We start from the raw sequence: 17705 nt of genomic DNA, 5'->3' as shown, positions 1-17705 counted from the left end.
TTGCCATTTAAACCGGGGTTTATTGGAAATGTGCAATCAACAGGTGGTTTTTATTTACTAACCGACATTACTTTTATAGATGTCCGCTCCTTGGACTTATGCAGTAGACAAAAGTTAGGTGTTCTGAGCTTGCTGGTACTCCAACATCTAGAGTTAGGTGTTCTGAGCTTGCTGGTACTCCAACATCTAGAGTTTACTCATCTCTAGCTGGTTAGTATTACGCAAAATACCGGGCTTCTGTAAGATTACTTAACATTACTTAAATTTACTTAAAATAAGGAGTTGACATTTAAGCAACTGCTTATTTATTATTCAAATAGTTAAGTATTCGCTTAAGTAGTGGGATGGCGTCAATGATAAGATTTTTGCTTTTTCAAACGATGGGGCGATGGGGTGACAATATCTATTAGCCTGGTTGACCCGCTTCAACATCGACGCCACATCGCACGGGCAGAGGGAAACTCTCATGCCGCACTGGCTGCTCCTCGCGACAACTCTTGGCACACGAGTGGCTCCACAATCCACAATCCAAAATCGCTATGAGTAGACTTGCTGCCAATGCTGATGTTTTTGCAGCGATCGCAGATCCAACACGACGGGCGATATTGGATCGGTTACGTGCTGGTGAGCAACCAGTCAAACAGTTAGCTGAACCTTTTGCGATGAGTTTGCCAGCGATTTCTCAGCATTTGCAAGTGCTTTGTGAAGCTGGTTTAGTACAGATGCGAAAAGCAGGGCGACAGCGTTTGTATAGGCTGAACCCGGAACCTTTAAAGCAGGTGTCTGAGTGGGTTGCACATTACGAACAGTTCTGGCAAGAAAAACTGGATGCCCTTGGCAACTATTTGGAGGAAAGTTCATGCTCCGAAACTTGAAAAATGATGTGCCAGCCTTCAATTGTCACCTGGACGCTAAAGCCTGTGAATGGTGGCACCCGACTGCAACTTGAACATAAAGGGTTGAGGCAAGAATTCATCAGGTCGAGTGAACCAATGCGCCTTTTCCAACCTTGGCAGAGCCAATTCATGTATGAGTCGAGATCGATAACTCAGATAGCACCAGCTACTCACAATACTTCTGTTCAGTCACTACCTGTTGGTAGGTATGAGCTATTGGATAGTATTCTTCTGTATTACTTTCTCAATGGTGGATGGGATTACAAACTCAATGAAAGGTTGTCACAAATATTGTTTGCAACGCATCAAATAACTGAATAATTGTAAACAGCCATGAATCAACCCAGTACATAAATTACAAATGGCTGCTAGCACAGTCATTCCAGTTCATTTTCATCCCTGTGACGAGTATGTCTATGTCCTTGACGGAACTATCGAAACAGGTGGACGTGTATGCACACCGGGAACATTCTGGTTTACACCTGCTAACACTAAAAATGATCCCCATAGAGCAATCACATCTGTCGAAATGTTGACGATTCGTCTTGGTAAGATGGGAGTTTTTGGGCAGTTAGGTTAATTTGCCTTTTTCACTTTAATAGAACTCTTGCAAAAGTCTATTTTTTTATACAGAACCACAGATAAACACAGATGCACAGCGATGAATTATCTGCGTTTATCTGTGTAGCCTACGGCACGGTTTACGCCTACATCTGTGGTTGATTTTTAAAGATAATTGACTTTTGCAAGAAGTCTAATATTCAATCAACTCCCACATTGACAAACATCAGTTTTAAAAATTGTAGAGACGTAGCATACTACGTCTCTACACATCTGTTGATGAAACAGCCCTACTCCTTATTAAGGGAGGTTGGGGGGATCATCTTATACCTTTTTTGCCTTCAAGCTGCCACTTCTACGAGTGCTGCATCGCTTCTAAAGTTTGCTTGACCTCGGCAAAGCTTTGTATTTTTTCTGGTTGCAGGTCGAATTCATACCACTCGTTACACCATTGCAGACGAAACTTTAAGCGCGTCCAGCCAAGGGGCAGATTTGGACAAGCAACAGGACCAAATTGAGTCATCCGAACACCCGCAAACCCAAAGATCACAGCTTGCCAAACTCCACCAGCACTAGCGGAGTGAACTCCTTCAGCTGCGTTACGCCGTACATCTTCCAAATCCACTAACGCTGACCGCATAAAGTGGGTATACGCTTCTTGTGGTTGATTCAGGTCACAAGCCAAGATAGCGTTAATGGCTGGACCGAGGGAAGAACCATAGGTGTGGTCGGTGCGTGGGTTGTAATAGTCCCAGTTGGTTTGGAGGGTTTTCCGGTCGTAAACATCACGCAGCAAGTAGAAAAGCATCAATACATCTGGCTGTTTGAGAATCTGTCTTTGACTTGTGGCTTCAATTCCTAAAAGACTCTGCATTGATTTGGTGCGGGGTTCATAATCAGCCCAGTTAATATCTTCTAGCTGGAAAAAGCCTTCAAATTGCTCCATCAAACCAGTTTCTGAGTCTTGGTTAACATAAAGATGTTTAGCAATAAACGCCCAGCGTTCAAAGCGTTCAGTTCCTAAGTTGAGTTTTAGCGCCAGTTGTGCTGCTGAGTCGGGGTAAGCCTGATGCAGCCAGTTCCACAGCATCAATGCTGAGTGTAGGTGCCATTGCGTCATGAGATTGGTGAAGGCGTTATTGTCTACGCGATCGTGATTTTCATCAGGTCCAATGACATCACGGATATCGTAACAATTGCGCTCTGGGTTCCACTCAACTCGACTTTCCCAGAAAACCGCTGTATCTAGGATCATTTCTGCACCATAATCGCGCATCCATTCATCATCACCCGTGTGCCGCCAGTAGTTCCAAGCAGCATAAGCAACATCTGTACTGATATGCACTTCAATGTCGCCACACCAGATGCGAATTAACTCACCGTTTCGACCTGGAACCCACCGGGGAGTCACTTCATCACCAGTGGTGGCACTTTCCCAAGCATACATTGCTCCGGCGTATCCTGCTTCTTTGGCTTTTCGTCGCGCTCCAGCTAAAGTGTGGTAGCGGTAGGTCAGTAGGTTACGTGCTAACGCGGGTTGAGTTAAGGTCAGGAAGGGAAGGATAAAAATTTCTGTATCCCAGAAGATGTGTCCGCTATAGGCAAAACCAGAGAGGGTTTTTGGAGGGATGCTGACTCGGTCGTCCTGACGTGGTGCAACAGCCAGCAATTGGAAAAGGTTGTAACGGACGCTCAACTGTGCTTTGCGATCGCCTTCAATAACTATGTCACTGTTTTGCCACACCTGCTCCCATGCAGCGATGTGAGCAGCGAGCAGGGTGGGGTAGCTTGGTTCATCAGCCAGCCTATTTAAGGCTGCTGCCATCGGGGTTTCTGTTTGGCGCGAAGTAAACAGGGTGATAATCTTTTCAACACTCACCGTTTGTCCTGGTGAGCATTGAAAGGTTTTTGTTAAGCATGGAAAAACAGAAGTTTCTTGTTCGCTGACCGATACCGCATCTTCACCCTCGGCTACCAGTTTAGCTGCCAGACCAAGTTGCATTCCAGAATGGAGCGTTTGAGTGTGTAGCCAGATAAGATTTCCTGCACTTCCTTGGTTGAGGGTTTTCCAGTGTTTGACACCTTGGGTATTCTGGTCAGGGTTAAACTCAATTTCGATTGAGATGTCACCCTCAAAGTCTTGGGATGTGATTTGACAACGGATAGCCAAAACGTGTTGATCGGCTAGACTGGCGAAACGCTCAAAGTGGAAATCCAAAGTATGACCTTGCGGAGATCGCCACCTTACCTCCCGGTTTAAAAGACCCAAGCGCATATCGAGGCGACGCTCATAGAAAAGGATTTCGCCAGCGTCAAGACGGAAGCGTTCTTCTCCCACTTTTACAACTAAGGACAGCCAGCTGGGGCAGTTGACAAGTTCTGTGCTGGCGATCGCAACATCATCATAAATTCCGTGAATGATTGTTGCTTGGGAATCACTGGGGTATCCTTCCTCGAAGGTTCCTCGTGTTCCCAAGTAGCCGTTGCCAAGGGTGAAGACGGTTTCTTTGTGATGCAGCTGGCTGGGATTGAACTCTGTTTCAATCACATTCCAGCCATTGGAGTCAATAAGTTGCTGATTGTTTTGGGAAGTCTGAGTTGAGAGGTAGAGCATTACTTAATAAAACCTATATTTTTGTAGTTGTTTTGGGCAGGAGGGAATAGGATTTTTAGGGGTTGGATTCAGTTATTTACTACAAACAGTTCGATGCCACTTACATAAAACAAGGGAATTCCATGCAACATTGTGGCTTTTCAGGTCGGGTAAGCCGCCCACACGACTATCCTCCCCTTCCACCTGTGTTTGGACTCATATACATCCTCAACAGGGAAGAACGATGCGTTCTTGAATAGAAAGGTTCCCATTTTCATCGCTCGTTTGATATATCTTATTTAGTTTTTAAGTTAAAAATTGTAAATAGTAAAGATACAAACCAATAAAGTTTAGAAATGTCTTAATAAGTTGTTCTAGAAAATTTGATGGAGAGTTAGCTGATGTCAGAGCGCTTTAAGAGCGTTGTATTTGTTTGAGTATGTAAGTTTATAGTTATTATGCTCTGTGCGAGAAAAATTCTTCTCATAGTTTTTATACAACTTATTATTTTTAATCTTTAATTTAGAATTCCACATTATTTGTATCTTTTTGCGTTGAGACCGTCACTATTCATTTGTCCTTTGTTTGACAAAGGACAACCTTACAACAATTTTCGGGTAAATAGACCACACTGTAAGGGCGAACGGCTGTATGCCCGAAGGGCACGCTGCGCACATGAAGGAGCCTGCGCTTTGCGCTTACGCCCCTACCAAAGATTGTGGTTCAAATATATGAAAAACGCTGTAATTAAGGATATTGACAATTTCAATGCGTTATGTCTTAGAAAAAATTAACCTAAATTTAAATCCCTGTCCAAACGTAGTATGCACTTTCATTGCAATAGAACTCTTGCAAAAGTATATTTTTTTATATGAAACCACAGATAAACACAGATTCACACCGATATTTATCTGTGTTTATCTGTACGGCAGTTTGCAAAGGAGGAAACCCTCCTTGCAACTTCTCTGTGCAACGCACGCAAGAGTCCATCTGTGGTTTTATTTTCAAGGTTATTCACTTTTGCAAGAAGTCTAATGTAGTCTATCTGACCGGGTGACAAAGAAGCTACAAAGCAGACTGGATAAGAGACATAGCACGTAGACCCTTCTGAAAATAGGGTAGTTTACCAGGCTTTAAACGCATCAACTCATGAGCCTCATCAGCCCAAAACTCCATCCCACCCACCCCGATAGTTACTTGCTTGCTGAATGTCATCATAGGTATCACCCCCCTGGGTATAAATAATTACTCTTGGTAGAGAAATCTACCATTCCCTCAATAATCATGTAGGGTGAGCAATGCCCACCCTACATGATTATTCCTTAACCGCGATATCGCTCTACAACTTAGTCCCGCACTCAGGGCAGAAGTTGTTATTATGTGAGTTTTTCGCACCGCAGTTGCTGCAAAAAACTGGCTCTGGTGAGGCTTTCTGTGGCTGGCGTGGCAAGCCAATCATCTGGGCATTACTCTTTCCAGGAGCGACCATTGGGTAACAGTTTTCGTCTTTGGTCACGTAGGCATTGACGATAACTGGACCATGATGTGCTAGCATTTCGGCGATCGCATCTTTCAATTCCTCCCGGCTTTTGATCACCATGCCCTTGATGCCATACGCCTTTGCCAAATGTTCGATGTCTGGCATTCCTACTTCCATATTCGAGCAGGAGTAACGCTCGCCGTAGAAGGCTTCTTGCCACTGGCGCACCATTCCCTGCCAGCCGTTATTGATAATCACAGTCTTGACATTTATGCCATACTGTGCTGCTGTTCCTAGTTCCTGTAAATTCATCTGGAAACTGGCGTCACCGCTAATACAGATGACTTGTTCATCGGGAAACGCTACCTTAGCGCCGATGGCTGCTGGCAAGCCAAAACCCATCGTTCCCAAACCACCACTGGAAATCCAACGCCGGGGACCATTCTTGAGGAATTGTGCCGACCACATTTGATGTTGACCTACATCTGTGGTGTAGTAGGCGTCGGGTGCTTGGCGTGCGATTTCTACAATCACCTCTTGCGGCGACATACTATCAGCATGGTGCGGCACCTCCAGAGGATACTCTTCCTTCCAGCGGTTGATCAGGTTCAGCCACTCTTGTGTTTGGTTGTGTGTATCCTTTGTACCTGCTTGCTGAACGCGACGCAACAAGTCAAGCAACACTTTCCGCACATCGCCGACGATGGGTACATCAGGAACGCGGTTTTTGCCAACTTCCGCCGGGTCGATGTCGATGTGAATCACTTTAGCGCGGGTGGCGAATTCATCCAACTTGCTTGTCACACGATCATCAAATCTTGCACCAACACAAATCAGCAAGTCACAATCTGTGACAGCAAAGTTAGCGTAGGCGGTGCCGTGCATTCCCAACATTCCCAAAGACAGGGGATGATGTTCATCAAAGGCACCGATACCCATGAATGTTGTGCTGACGGGGATATTGAAAATTTCTGCAAGTTGTTTAATTTCCTCGTGTGCGCTTGAAGCGATCGCACCACCACCAACATACAATAGCGGACGGCGACTTTCTCGAATCAACTGTATCGCTGCGTTAATCTGGCGTGGATTTCCCTTTATCGTAGGACGATATCCTGGTAACTTCACTTTTCCCTTTTCCACAGGCACATAGTCAAATTCTTCCAACGCCACATCCTTGGGAACATCAATCAAAACTGGTCCCGGACGTCCAGTGCTGGCGATGTGGAAGGCTTCGGCAACAATGCGTGCCATATCTCTGGGATCGCGCACGACATAGGAATGCTTGACTATTGGTAGCGTAATGCCGTAAATATCAGTTTCCTGAAACGCATCTGTACCAATCACTGCCCGTGATACCTGTCCTGTGACAATGACCATCGGGATTGAGTCCATATAAGCGGTGGCAATGCCCGTTACCAAATTAGTCGCCCCAGGACCAGAAGTTCCAAAGCACACACCTACCTTCCCCGTAGCACGGGCGTAGCCATCGGCGGCGTGTGCTGCACCTTGTTCGTGTCGCACCAAGATGTGCTTAATGCCACCATCAGTTGCTTCTACTTTGTACAGGTCGTCGTAAATCGGCAGAATTGCACCACCAGGATAACCAAAAATATACTCAACGCCGTGGCGCTTGAGACTATCAAGCAGGGCGAAACCACCAGAGGCACGTTTGGGCGTCACAACTGGCGAGATTGAGATATGGTCGATGCTTTGATTTTCGGTTTGTGGGAGACTAATTTGGGAAGGCGAACGCACAGTCAAACCTCACGCAACAGCTAAGTTAATGCAGAAATTTTGTAGTTAAAACTTCATTTTAGTTTAAAAGCTTAATCAAAGAGTGACAGAATTTCCTGCATAAAAAGGAAGAATAGTCAGAAATTCTTCATTTTAAAATAACATCTTGCAAGACTCGACGAGTATTTTGCCAAGCCCAAACGCCTACTGATACCACTACAACACTCATTCCCACTAGTACAATTCGCAAGCCTAAAGCATCAGTGACCGGACCTGTGATTGCGAGTGGTACTGAAAGGGCTATATTGACCGCATGATTTTGAAACCCAAACACCTTACCATGCATTGTGGGTGGTGTTTGCTGTTGAATGAGAGTTTGCATCGGTACGCCAATGAAAGCAGCGCCTATACCCAATAATGCACAAAGTGCAAAAGCCAATAACAAGTTATGGGTAAAACTGAACACTCCTAAAACCAGCCCCATGATCAAAAATCCAATCAGCGGTAAGGGCTTCTGGTGAAGCTTATCACCCCAATGACCCAAAATTCCTGCTCCCAATACCATCCCTACCCCAGCTGCTGCTAAGAAAAAGCCAAATTGTTTTTCCTTTAAACCAAACTCTGCTGCTAATCTAATTGTCAAGACCATTAACGCAGCAAACACACAGTACAAAGTTGTTAGTTGCAGCAAGGCATTCAACACCAGACGATTTTTCTTGAGATAGCGCAAGCCCTCTTTAAAGTCAGCCCAAGGGTTGATTATGTCCCGGCGATCGCCAGCAGAAGATTTGTCTTTTTTAAAGTTAATCGGCTGTATAGCAGCTCCTGACACCAGGTATAATACACAGACTACCAATTCTTGACCATAGTCTGGTCCCAACCAGTGTTTAGCCAAACTCAATATCGGCTCACCGATTGCAAAGCCAACAATTAAAGCTCCCATCATTGTGCTGCTATACAGCGCATTAGCTGCCATAAAATTTTCTTTTCTCACCAAAACAGGGATGGCAGCCTGCTCTGCCGGAGCAAAAAACTGTGCCAGCGTAGAAATTGCAAAAGTGAGTATCAATAAAATCAGAAAATCTCTCGGCAAAAACGCAATCAAGAGCGCCAACAGTGCCTGCAACACATTAGAGCCAACTAAGGTAAGTTTTTTAGGGAAACGGTCAACAAAGACACCACCTGCAGAACCAAACAAAATTGCCGGCAACGTAAATGCTACCATCAAAGCTGAGTACATTGTGTTCTGTGCTAACCCTGGAAGGGGTGGGTAGTTCTCCAAAAGAGCAACCATCAAAACAAAAAAGACTTTATCTCCTAACTGGGACAACAACTGCCCAATCCACAGCAGCATGAAATCACGGTTTTTGAGAACGGCAATAAACCCTTTATTAACAGCAGCAGGTTCAGTTGGAAACATCAGAATCTATAGGATAGCGACTAGGGAAGAGGGAGTGGAGGAGTGGAGGAGTAGGAGAGTAAGGGAGGCGACTGCCTTGCAGTGAAGGGAGTAGGAGGAGTCGTGACTCCCTTATCCCCCTCATCTTCCTCATCGTCCTCTTAATCACACCTAATCTCTCACTCCTAATTGGCAAATCTGTTTTCCGGACTAATTATCTTCATAACGCTTCAAAAGCAAGTGCAAAAACTCAGCCGCGCTTAGGCGCTCTTTGGGCGGTGATTCCCCAAAAATAGAGTCTACCCAGTAACCCTCTACTGTTTGGGGCGATCGCCACATTTCTAAATGGTTAACAGGTGGATCTGCATAAAAGTTATTTTGCCCACTTCCGAGCAGAGAAGAACTCCAGTGGGTGAAATAATCATGACTCATTCTATGGATAGGAAAATTCCCCCAAAGGGGCACTCCCCATCCATCTATAGCAATAAAAGCTTTAACCTGACCTCCAAATTCTTGCCATTTGTGAGCAGCGAGTATTGCCCCGACGACACCAGCACTAAAGCTAATGAATACAACTGGAGATTCTATCCTATTGTGCAAGTGATTGTGTAAAAACTGCAATATGTGAAACGCTGATAAAGCTAAACCACCCTCACCCCGATAAATCAGTAAATTTGCTGAGTTTTGACTTTTTGCGCTATCTACAACTTGCTCTAGCCATCCCGATACAAAGCATTGAGTTAAAAAGGTCTCGTGGATACCAGGGCAAATAATTATACTCATCGGTCTTTTGGTTAGCAGCTTTTTCTAAGAGAGATTGCAGTGTCAATGTCACAAATATAACATTTTAAGACAACACTTCTCAGGATATATAACGTTGATTTAAGCCGTCACAGGGTTTTAGATCACTGGTTATTTTTCCTAACTGATGACAAATGACTTAATGACTCGTTAATACCACATATTAATAACTCAACGTGGCAAATGCAGTCTATCAAGCGTGGCACAATTTGCGAAATCACCAGACATCACCTAAAGGATGAAATGTGAGGTATTTTATCTTTCATCCTTTAGACTTGATTCTGTCACCTCTTAAAAGTCATTTTTTTTGTATATACCCTAAGTAATAAATAGAGTATGTCATTAGAGGTATTGCTAATATTTGGTTTTTTATCCTATCCCCTAGGATAGGATAGAATTTTACGAGTATGGAAAACAACAAAGCAAGAACAGCACTGAACCATGAGTACCGAGTATTAACTAGAAATGACTCAGGACTCATTGCTTAGAACTTAGAACATTTGAAGTCGGATTGAGGAATTTATTGTGGTTGCCACACCAGAAAAACTACAGCAAACGCACGACCAATTGCCAGTCTCAGGTCAACACCGAGTAGCAGTATTACTCATGGGCTACGGCGAAGTCGAAAGTTATGAAGATTTCGCCAACTATAACGAACAAGCTTTAAATCTGCTGACAGCAAAATTTGCACCCGTACCTACCTGGGTTTATCCTCCCCTAGCGCGGCTTTTGGCATTATTTGACCGTCATGAGTGGGGACATCAGCACCATGATTTTATTTCCCCACACAATGCCATCTTTGAAAAACAACGGGCTGGTATTGAAAACAACTTACAAGCCAAGTGGGGTGAAGGTGTTAAAGTTTTTAAAGCTTTCAACTTCTGCGCTCCTTTCCTACCCAACCAAGTCTTGGCAGAAATCAAAAACCAAGGCTTTGACAAAATACTTATCTATCCACTGCTAGTTGTCGATTCGATCTTCACTAGTGGTATTGCCATTGAGCAAGTCAACAATGCTTTAGCTGAGTTGACAGATGGTGATGAACACTGGGTCAAAGGAGTGCGCTATATCCCGTCCTTCTACAACGAACCAGCTTACATCGATTTGATAGCGCGTCTTGTGGAAGAGAAAATTACCGCTGACTTAGCCAGTGCTTACCTACCTTCTCAAATTGGCATTGTGCTGATGAACCACGGTTGTCCTCACAAAGCTAAAGGATTTACCTCTGGAATTACGGAAAGTCAAATACTCTACGACTTAGTACGTGAGGAATTAATCAACCGCTATCCGCTCATTTCCATTGGCTGGCTCAACCACGATACACCCTTAATTGAATGGACGCTGCCAAATGTTGAACAAGCGGCAAAAAACCTCATTCAATTAGGTGCCAAAGCGGTTATATTTATGCCGATTGGCTTTGCTACAGAAAATCATGAAACTCTACTAGATGTACACCACATCATTCATGCTTTACACAAAAAACATCCTGGTGTCAACTACGTGCAGATGCCTTGCGTTAACGACCATTCTGAGTTCTTAGCAATGGCAGCAGAATGGGCAAATGCTCATCTTGGGGAGTTATTGGCACAAGCAACGACGGTTAACCCCCAGTTAGCTGTAGCGCATCATCATCACCATCATCACTAAATGTGTAGAGACGTGCCATGCCGTCACGTCTCTATACGTATGGAATTCTCACAAATCGCCCTTAACTGAACGGTATTGCCCTATAAATTTCTCAACTTGCGCGTATTGTCAACCAAACTCTGAGCAAATTCGTCGAAGCGTTGAGAGAGTTTTTCATCTAACAACTTACCCTCAGGACTAAAGACTTTCCAGGCTTGTCCAATTCCAATTTGTTCTGGAATCACCCAAGCATGTACCCAACGCATAATCAGTCGTAGGTCATTGAGGGCGTTGCTATTAGGCTGTCCCCCCAACACGCTAATCAGTCCTACGACTTTATCAGACAACTGGTCAAAACTCATTAAATCGAGGGCATTTTTCAAGACCCCACTCACGCCGCCATGATACTCTGGTGTCGCTAAAATTAACCCATCGGCGCTACTAACGGCATCACGCATCCGCTGAACATCCGGGTAATCTGGATACTCTTTTTCCCCATTGCAAAATGGTAACTGCATTTGCCGCAAATCTAAAATTTCAATATCTGCACCCAGAGCTTCCACCCTTTGCGATGCTAGGCTCAAAGCTATTTGAGTGTAGGATTCAGTTCTTAAACTACCTGCAATGCCAACAATTCTCACCATAATCTAGTTAAAGTCCTCTCATCATAACTATCTTCAATAAAAAGTTTCACAGCCAAAAGATAAATATTTTCAATACGGAATCATTACGGCTATGTATATAGCATAGCTATTTGTGACAAAATATCCCAAATTCCAGTAGGCAGAGAATTTTATGCTGGAGGAGTCAGCAAGATAGCACAGATAAAATGCACAAGTCGTATCCAAAAAAGCTTTCTACCAAAGAATGCGACTTGCGAGGAATTCTTAAATATCCAGTTATGCGCTAAACAGAAAGTAATTGTAATCAGGAGACGTTTTGCAGAGCATGACGAGGAAAAACATGGGAATGGTTTTTTTTGGAAGTTACACTAGAAAATTAGAAACCCCTTCTTTCTACTCTTGGTAGACGAAAAGGCATAAAAAGGATTGCTCAGCGGTAGGAGCAGCAGACAAAGGGTAATTATTATGAAAAATTTTGAGAAAAAGACGATGAAACAGCGACCTGCAAAGGGTACAGCTTTGACTGGAGCGCTAGCAGCTGGTTTAATCATGTTGCCAGGAATGTTAGGGGGTACTCCCGCGCTGGCTCAAAAAGCCGAACGTGATTCCCTATCCTATGGTGAATTAATTAGGAAAACTGAGAAGGGGGAAGTCACAAGAGTAGAGCTTGACGAAACCGAGCAAGTCGCAAGGGTTTATCTAAAAGAGAAAAAACAAGATTCACCCCTCGAGGTGACGCTTTTAGAACAAAACACTGAGTTAATTAACAAACTCAAAGAAAACAAAGTAGATTTTGACGAAGTTTCCTCTGCCAATAGCAGAGCAGCTATAGGGCTTTTGATTAATCTGATGTGGATTTTGCCACTGGTTGCTTTGATGTTATTGTTCCTACGCCGCTCTACTAATGCCTCTAGCCAAGCAATGAACTTCGGGAAAACCAGAGCTCGTTTCCAGATGGAGGCAAAAACCGGAGTCAAATTTGAGGATGTCGCCGGTATTGAAGAAGCCAAGGAAGAACTGCAAGAAGTTGTGACCTTCCTCAAACAACCAGAAAAATTCACCGCTGTGGGCGCACGCATTCCCAAAGGAGTGCTCTTAGTCGGACCTCCGGGAACAGGGAAAACACTCTTAGCAAAAGCGATCGCAGGCGAAGCAGGCGTACCGTTCTTCAGCATTTCCGGTTCGGAGTTTGTGGAAATGTTCGTGGGTGTGGGTGCATCCCGGGTACGCGACTTATTTAAAAAAGCCAAAGAAAATGCTCCCTGCCTCATATTTATCGATGAAATCGACGCCGTAGGACGGCAGCGGGGTGCAGGTATCGGTGGTGGAAATGATGAGCGGGAACAAACCCTCAACCAACTGCTTACCGAAATGGATGGTTTTGAGGGGAACACTGGCATTATTATTATTGCTGCCACCAACCGCCCGGATGTGCTAGATGCCGCGTTGCTAAGACCAGGACGGTTTGACCGACAAGTAATTGTTGATGCACCAGACCGCAAAGGTCGTTTGGAAATTTTAAAAGTTCACTCCCGTAACAAGAAAATTGACCCATCTGTTTCCTTGGAAGTTGTCGCCCGCCGTACACCAGGTTTTACAGGGGCAGACTTAGCGAACCTCCTCAACGAAGCAGCAATCCTAACAGCACGTAGACGCAAAGAGGCAATTACGCAGTTAGAGATTGACGATGCTATTGACAGATTGACAATTGGGCTGACCCTCAACCCGCTGTTGGATAGCAAGAAAAAGCGGTTGATTGCCTATCATGAGGTAGGACACGCTCTGTTGTCTACACTCCTGAAATATGCTGATCCTTTAAATAAGGTGACAATTATTCCCCGTTCTGGTGGAGTAGGAGGTTTTTCTCAACAGATTCTCAATGAGGAAATGATTGACAGCGGGCTTTATACTAAGGCTTGGCTGCAAGACAATATCACTATGACCTTAGGAGGCAAGGCAGCAGAAGTAGAGGTTTTTGGAGAAGCTGAGGTAACAGGTGGAGCCAGCAACGACCTGAAAGTTGTGACAAATCTCGCTCGTAAGATGATAACAATGTACGGTATGTCTGACTTAGGGTTAGTGGCTCTGGAAACTCAGAATAGTGATGTGTTTCTGGGACGAGATTGGGTGAATCGCTCTGAGTATTCGGAACAGATGGCGACAAAAATTGACCAAAAAGTGCGAGCAATGGCAAGTGCCTGCTACACAGAAGCTCGTCGCCTCATCCGTGAAAACAGAGCTTTAGTAGACCGTCTTGTCGATTTGCTAGTCGAACAGGAGACAATAGAGGGCGAGCAATTTCGTAAAATTGTCTCTGAATATACCCCACTCCCAGAGAAGCAACAGTTAGTCGTGTCTACTTAGGAAGGTAGTTAATAGTTGGTTGTTAGTTGTTAGTTGTTTACTACTACCCACTACCAACTACCCACTAACAACTAACACTTCCTCATTTAATATCCCGAATCGCCTATATCTTTTGATTCATCAATGATAACTTGTGACTGTTGAGTAGTCCACCGTTGTGATGCACTCCTGGCGATTTGCTGCTGGGAGAACATTTCCCGGAGAACGATTGCTGGATCTACATATTGTTTGGCATACTTCAGTCCCCAATGAAGGTGAGGACCTGTGGTTCGTCCGGTCATCCCTACCCGACCAATTCTCATTCCAGCGCTTAGTTGCTGACCTTCCCAAATTTGAATTCCACCAGCCCTGTCTATAAAATAACGGCGACCATATGCGGTTTCAACGTGTCCTTCCATATGACAGTAGGTGTGTTCCCATTCGCCAGACTGAATAACTATATACGTACCACAGGCGTCCTTGTCGCTCACCTTTGTAACCGTCCCTGTCCACCAATTGCGAATGTAACTCCCTTGTGGGGCGGCGATATCTAACCCACTGTGGAATTCCACATTTGAACCGCCAGTCGCGGAATGACGGTAGCCAAATGCGGATGTGTAGGACTGAAAATTTTCTACGGGAAAAGAAGCTGCTAACCAATTGTTAGCTATTGCTATTTGCTTAGATTTCAATTCTACAGATGCTTTGGGCTGAGGCATCTGAAAATGTTTTACAGGAATTGAGGATGCTAAACGATTATTGACCGTTGCTCTGGGCTGAGAGTTAAATTCTACAGCTTCAACCGTTTTTGACTTGGATAATAGAGTGATAAAACTGACAACACTCAATCCTAATATAGACAGGCTGACTACAGAAAGTGCTACTGTTTGTCGCCACTTACTCATTTTATAGTCCTCTAATCGTTATATTTATCCTTCAATTGATGTTAGAACCCAAACGAAGCAGAGGGGTGAATTTTGAAGAATTAACATTGGCTTTTGTTTGCATTTATCCTCTCCCCCACGAGAAAAAGCTTGTTGTTTTTTGCTGTTCCATCGCAATATGATTACTTGAAAACATTTCTATGTCAAGTCATTTTAAGGAAATAGTTTAGTCTTGTCTGAAGTATCAAAATCAATTCTTTTTTTAGTGAAAATAAAATATATAAAATTTCTAATCTAACAAGCATTGTTCTAGAGATTGAAGCAGTTATAGTTAAGCAATAATTATTAGCTCATATTGAGTGTTTAACTGACTAGTAAGTAGCTTATTTTTATGAAAAGTGTTACTAATGACATTTTATTTTAGGTATATACAGAGGAATGGATATGTAAATTTATGCACAACGCATTATTATAACAATGAACAGAGTTGCTAATAAGTAAAAATGCTGTTAAGTTTATGCTTAAGATTGCTCAAGAAGTTAATTTAGCTTTTATTAAAGCTAAAACAGACAGTTCACAAGATTCCCACAAGCCATGCTGACAGAAATGTTGCCTTTGGGCTTTGAGTTAAACACAATCGCGATCGCCGGAGCCAGTTTGTGGTCTTTGGCGCTATATTTAGGTTTTTCCCCAGTCAGTGAATGGGTGATGCAGCAACTAAACCGCTGGTTTAACTTTGCTGAGCGATCGCTCTACACGAGTCAGTCAGAATTTGAAAAAACAAAGAAAGCGAGAGAATCACAAAATGCTTTTTACGCCTCGCTTTTCAGCATCGTTCCCTTTCTAGTCATTGGCGCTTTATTGAATTGGGGAGTGGAAATCAGTTTAGGTCGTAGCTGGGCAATTAGCATGGGGATACTTGCCTGTATAGGTTCCGGGGTTTATGAACTGGGAAGGCGGGATGGGCAGTCTTCTGATTAGTCATTAGGACACGGGGATACATCAGATGCAGTGATGTTATTAACAAATCTTTTCGCGTCTCTATTACTTTGCCAATTCTTCCTCCACCAAAGTTGCTAACTTTTGGGCTGCACCAGATTCACCTCGAATACTCTGCAGCTTGGCTCGTATTTCTGCTAACTTTTCTGGATGAGCCAGATAATCTAAAATCATTTCTCCTACTTCTTGAGGCTGAAGTTTTCCTACCAGTTCTGGTACGATCATTTCTTGCGCCCAAATATTAGGCCATGCTAGTAAACCCAATCGTCTCAGGACTAGCCAGTTAATCATTTTGGCAAACCCAGAACCGACTATTGGTAAATTTGCCAACAAACCAGGCAAACCATCCCAAGATCTCATAGCATCTAGCTGTTGCGTTGGTAGTAAAACAATCATCGGCACAGCTAAAGCACCGAGTTCAGCAGTGTTTGCCCCCACCGTCGTTAAGCAGAGGCAGCACTGGGACAATAAGTCGTATGCTGGGGTTTGAGTCGAGAGTTCCACACATAAACCTGTTGCTGTCTTGAGAATCGCACGCTCTGAATCAATGGCGATTGGGACAATCAAAGAAGCAGCCTTAAAACCAAAGGTTTGAACAAAAGAGTTTTTTTGCGGATTGGCAAAACTCGCTAAAGTTTGTAAATCCAAAGTTGGGGCTACAGGAATCACAAACTTGGTCTGTGGTCTCCTGGCGTGAACGTATTCTGCAATTGCCAACGTCAAGGGCACCCCTTGCATCAATTTTGCTGCCTTGGAACCAGGTAAGATTCCAATAAGTTCAGTAGGAAGTGTCAAGTTGGAACTGGGGGAAGATGTGGAAGTATTTTCTCCCCCCACTCCCCTTACTTCCCCCACTCCCCGACTCCCCCCCTCCTCCTGTCGGGCTTCTTGCATCAAATCTCCCACAACGGTAAACTTGTGGGCAAATTTTTTGGGGACACGCGCAGCAACTTCGGGTTTCATGACTCCAAAGCGGTCAACTAGGCTATGCCAGCGTGCTTCCCATTCTGCGTAGACAACGGTGCTATACCCTAGCCGTTTGCCAATGACAACGGGGAAAATTTGATCCCCACCGAGGAAAACAACGACACCGCATTTGCGCCAGTCCCAATTGTCAAATGTCTTTCCCCACAGCAAAAACTGCCAAAAATACTCTGCTGTCTGCACTCGGTCTACCTCGGGGAAAGACCGAGCTATATCTGCTTCTGTGCCGCTAGAATTGGGGCAAGGTGACAAAACCACAGAAATTCTCATGCTATTTCGGTCATAACCCAGCTTTTGCCGCAATGCCTTCACCACTGGACGTACCCAAGTCGTCACTTCCCCAGGACCATTTGAAAGAATCAGAATATCAGCAGCCATTGGTTATTCGTCATTGGTCATTAGTCATTCAATCCTTCTCGGATAAGCCCACAGGCTAAAACCTGAGGCTACAGGGACGCTTACCTGCTCCCAGCAGGCTTGCTGGTTTGTGTGTCCGTAAACTCCCCACCATGCGCGGGTGACGGCTACGGTTAACCGAGAAGTATTGATGAGTCATTAGTCCTTTGTCATGGGTTATTGGTTCCCTTTCTATTTGGAGAATAGAGCAGTTCAGCGGTGCTTATTAAGATTTTTTTACAAAAAAGTAAGTAAATACTTTGAAAATTGTCAATATTTATTACAAAATATTTCATTTTTTATATCATTTTGTGTCAGATAGGCGACAAAATCCCCACTGAGCAAGCGTTTTCTGATAAAAAACTCTTATTGCCTAAGAGAGGAAG

At 44.1% G+C, this 17705-nt stretch carries 16 protein-coding genes; 7 read left to right on the top strand and 9 right to left on the bottom strand.

The window, feature by feature from the left end:
* Positions 1 to 393: 393 nt before the first annotated feature.
* From MAS10914_RS34450 to MAS10914_RS30615, 4 genes are read left to right on the top strand one after another with little or no spacing between them, the layout of a single operon-like run.
* Complete coding sequence (locus MAS10914_RS34450) at positions 394 to 543, top strand: hypothetical protein (protein ID WP_156818201.1); 150 nt, start codon at positions 394 to 396, stop codon at positions 541 to 543.
* Complete coding sequence (locus tag MAS10914_RS0120190) at positions 540 to 875, top strand: ArsR/SmtB family transcription factor (protein ID WP_017317760.1); 336 nt, start codon at positions 540 to 542, stop codon at positions 873 to 875. The genes MAS10914_RS34450 and MAS10914_RS0120190 overlap by 4 nt, the downstream gene beginning before the upstream one ends.
* Positions 876 to 878: 3 nt before the next feature.
* The gene (locus MAS10914_RS35755) at positions 879 to 1217 is read left to right on the top strand and encodes an SRPBCC family protein (protein WP_017317759.1); all 339 of its coding nucleotides are present in this window, start codon (positions 879 to 881) and stop codon (positions 1215 to 1217) included.
* A gap of 40 nt (positions 1218 to 1257) precedes the next feature.
* Positions 1258 to 1476 (top strand): cupin domain-containing protein, encoded by a 219-nt coding sequence (locus tag MAS10914_RS30615; protein ID WP_017317758.1) that lies wholly within the window; start codon positions 1258 to 1260, stop codon positions 1474 to 1476.
* Positions 1477 to 1812: 336 nt separating this feature from the next.
* Here the strand turns inward: MAS10914_RS30615 and MAS10914_RS30610 are convergent, their stop codons facing one another.
* The 5 genes from MAS10914_RS30610 to MAS10914_RS0120155 form a co-directional block, all read right to left on the bottom strand.
* Complete coding sequence (locus tag MAS10914_RS30610; protein WP_017317757.1) at positions 1813 to 4071, bottom strand: glycoside hydrolase family 65 protein; 2259 nt, start codon at positions 4069 to 4071, stop codon at positions 1813 to 1815.
* Positions 4072 to 5115: 1044 nt separating this feature from the next.
* Positions 5116 to 5268, bottom strand: a complete 153-nt coding sequence (locus MAS10914_RS34445) for a hypothetical protein (RefSeq protein WP_017317756.1) — start codon at positions 5266 to 5268, stop codon at positions 5116 to 5118.
* 121 nt (positions 5269 to 5389) lie between these two features.
* The gene (ilvB, locus tag MAS10914_RS0120165; RefSeq protein ID WP_026082690.1) at positions 5390 to 7291 is read right to left on the bottom strand and encodes a biosynthetic-type acetolactate synthase large subunit; all 1902 of its coding nucleotides are present in this window, start codon (positions 7289 to 7291) and stop codon (positions 5390 to 5392) included.
* Positions 7292 to 7412: 121 nt separating this feature from the next.
* Positions 7413 to 8684, bottom strand: coding sequence for an MFS transporter (locus tag MAS10914_RS0120160; protein ID WP_017317754.1), 1272 nt, complete (start codon positions 8682 to 8684; stop codon positions 7413 to 7415).
* Between the two features lie 189 nt (positions 8685 to 8873).
* The gene (locus tag MAS10914_RS0120155; RefSeq protein ID WP_017317753.1) at positions 8874 to 9446 is read right to left on the bottom strand and encodes a hypothetical protein; all 573 of its coding nucleotides are present in this window, start codon (positions 9444 to 9446) and stop codon (positions 8874 to 8876) included.
* Between the two features lie 543 nt (positions 9447 to 9989).
* Here MAS10914_RS0120155 and MAS10914_RS0120150 point away from each other — a divergent pair.
* Positions 9990 to 11111, top strand: coding sequence for a ferrochelatase (locus tag MAS10914_RS0120150; RefSeq protein WP_017317752.1), 1122 nt, complete (start codon positions 9990 to 9992; stop codon positions 11109 to 11111).
* Between the two features lie 80 nt (positions 11112 to 11191).
* Here the strand turns inward: MAS10914_RS0120150 and MAS10914_RS0120145 are convergent, their stop codons facing one another.
* Entirely contained in the window at positions 11192 to 11734 is a 543-nt protein-coding gene (locus tag MAS10914_RS0120145) for an NADPH-dependent FMN reductase (protein WP_017317751.1), read from the bottom strand.
* Between the two features lie 444 nt (positions 11735 to 12178).
* Here MAS10914_RS0120145 and ftsH point away from each other — a divergent pair, with 444 nt between their 5' ends.
* Positions 12179 to 14077: an ATP-dependent zinc metalloprotease FtsH gene (gene ftsH / locus MAS10914_RS0120140; RefSeq protein WP_017317750.1), complete on the top strand. Its 1899-nt coding sequence runs from the start codon at positions 12179 to 12181 to the stop codon at positions 14075 to 14077.
* Positions 14078 to 14163: 86 nt separating this feature from the next.
* On the opposite strand, the gene MAS10914_RS0120135 is transcribed toward ftsH, so the two are convergent.
* Positions 14164 to 14961 carry a M23 family metallopeptidase gene (locus MAS10914_RS0120135; RefSeq protein ID WP_017317749.1) on the bottom strand — a complete coding sequence of 266 codons (798 nt, stop codon included), beginning with the start codon at positions 14959 to 14961 and terminating at the stop codon, positions 14164 to 14166.
* 573 nt (positions 14962 to 15534) lie between these two features.
* On the opposite strand from MAS10914_RS0120135, the gene MAS10914_RS0120130 reads away from it, so the two are divergent.
* Complete coding sequence (locus tag MAS10914_RS0120130) at positions 15535 to 15921, top strand: hypothetical protein (RefSeq protein ID WP_017317748.1); 387 nt, start codon at positions 15535 to 15537, stop codon at positions 15919 to 15921.
* A gap of 63 nt (positions 15922 to 15984) precedes the next feature.
* On the opposite strand, the gene MAS10914_RS0120125 is transcribed toward MAS10914_RS0120130, so the two are convergent.
* Both MAS10914_RS0120125 and MAS10914_RS36275 read right to left on the bottom strand, forming a co-directional pair.
* Positions 15985 to 17301, bottom strand: coding sequence for a glycosyltransferase family protein (locus MAS10914_RS0120125; protein WP_017317747.1), 1317 nt, complete (start codon positions 17299 to 17301; stop codon positions 15985 to 15987).
* A 55-nt stretch (positions 17302 to 17356) separates the two neighbouring features.
* Positions 17357 to 17479 (bottom strand): hypothetical protein, encoded by a 123-nt coding sequence (locus tag MAS10914_RS36275; RefSeq protein WP_269635067.1) that lies wholly within the window; start codon positions 17477 to 17479, stop codon positions 17357 to 17359.
* Between the last annotated feature and the right edge of the window lie 226 nt (positions 17480 to 17705).

The sequence above is a fragment of the Mastigocladopsis repens PCC 10914 genome, assembly GCF_000315565.1.
Taxonomy (GTDB): Bacteria; Cyanobacteriota; Cyanobacteriia; order Cyanobacteriales; family Nostocaceae; genus Mastigocladopsis; species Mastigocladopsis repens.
This window is presented reverse-complemented; position numbering and strand designations above follow the sequence as displayed.

What these genes read in the sequence shown, in the direction of transcription:
- MAS10914_RS0120190 (WP_017317760.1), top strand. Translation starts at nt 540, where the DNA reads ATGAGTAGACTTGCTGCCAATGCTGATGTTTTTGCAGCGATCGCAGAT.
- MAS10914_RS35755 (WP_017317759.1), top strand. Translation starts at nt 879, where the DNA reads ATGATGTGCCAGCCTTCAATTGTCACCTGGACGCTAAAGCCTGTGAAT.
- MAS10914_RS30615 (WP_017317758.1), top strand. Translation starts at nt 1,258, where the DNA reads ATGGCTGCTAGCACAGTCATTCCAGTTCATTTTCATCCCTGTGACGAG.
- MAS10914_RS30610 (WP_017317757.1), bottom strand. Translation starts at nt 4,071, where the DNA reads ATGCTCTACCTCTCAACTCAGACTTCCCAAAACAATCAGCAACTTATT.
- MAS10914_RS34445 (WP_017317756.1), bottom strand. Translation starts at nt 5,268, where the DNA reads ATGATGACATTCAGCAAGCAAGTAACTATCGGGGTGGGTGGGATGGAG.
- MAS10914_RS0120160 (WP_017317754.1), bottom strand. Translation starts at nt 8,684, where the DNA reads ATGTTTCCAACTGAACCTGCTGCTGTTAATAAAGGGTTTATTGCCGTT.
- MAS10914_RS0120155 (WP_017317753.1), bottom strand. Translation starts at nt 9,446, where the DNA reads ATGAGTATAATTATTTGCCCTGGTATCCACGAGACCTTTTTAACTCAA.
- MAS10914_RS0120145 (WP_017317751.1), bottom strand. Translation starts at nt 11,734, where the DNA reads ATGGTGAGAATTGTTGGCATTGCAGGTAGTTTAAGAACTGAATCCTAC.
- ftsH (WP_017317750.1), top strand. Translation starts at nt 12,179, where the DNA reads ATGAAAAATTTTGAGAAAAAGACGATGAAACAGCGACCTGCAAAGGGT.
- MAS10914_RS0120135 (WP_017317749.1), bottom strand. Translation starts at nt 14,961, where the DNA reads ATGAGTAAGTGGCGACAAACAGTAGCACTTTCTGTAGTCAGCCTGTCT.
- MAS10914_RS0120130 (WP_017317748.1), top strand. Translation starts at nt 15,535, where the DNA reads ATGCTGACAGAAATGTTGCCTTTGGGCTTTGAGTTAAACACAATCGCG.
- MAS10914_RS0120125 (WP_017317747.1), bottom strand. Translation starts at nt 17,301, where the DNA reads ATGGCTGCTGATATTCTGATTCTTTCAAATGGTCCTGGGGAAGTGACG.
- MAS10914_RS36275 (WP_269635067.1), bottom strand. Translation starts at nt 17,479, where the DNA reads ATGACTCATCAATACTTCTCGGTTAACCGTAGCCGTCACCCGCGCATG.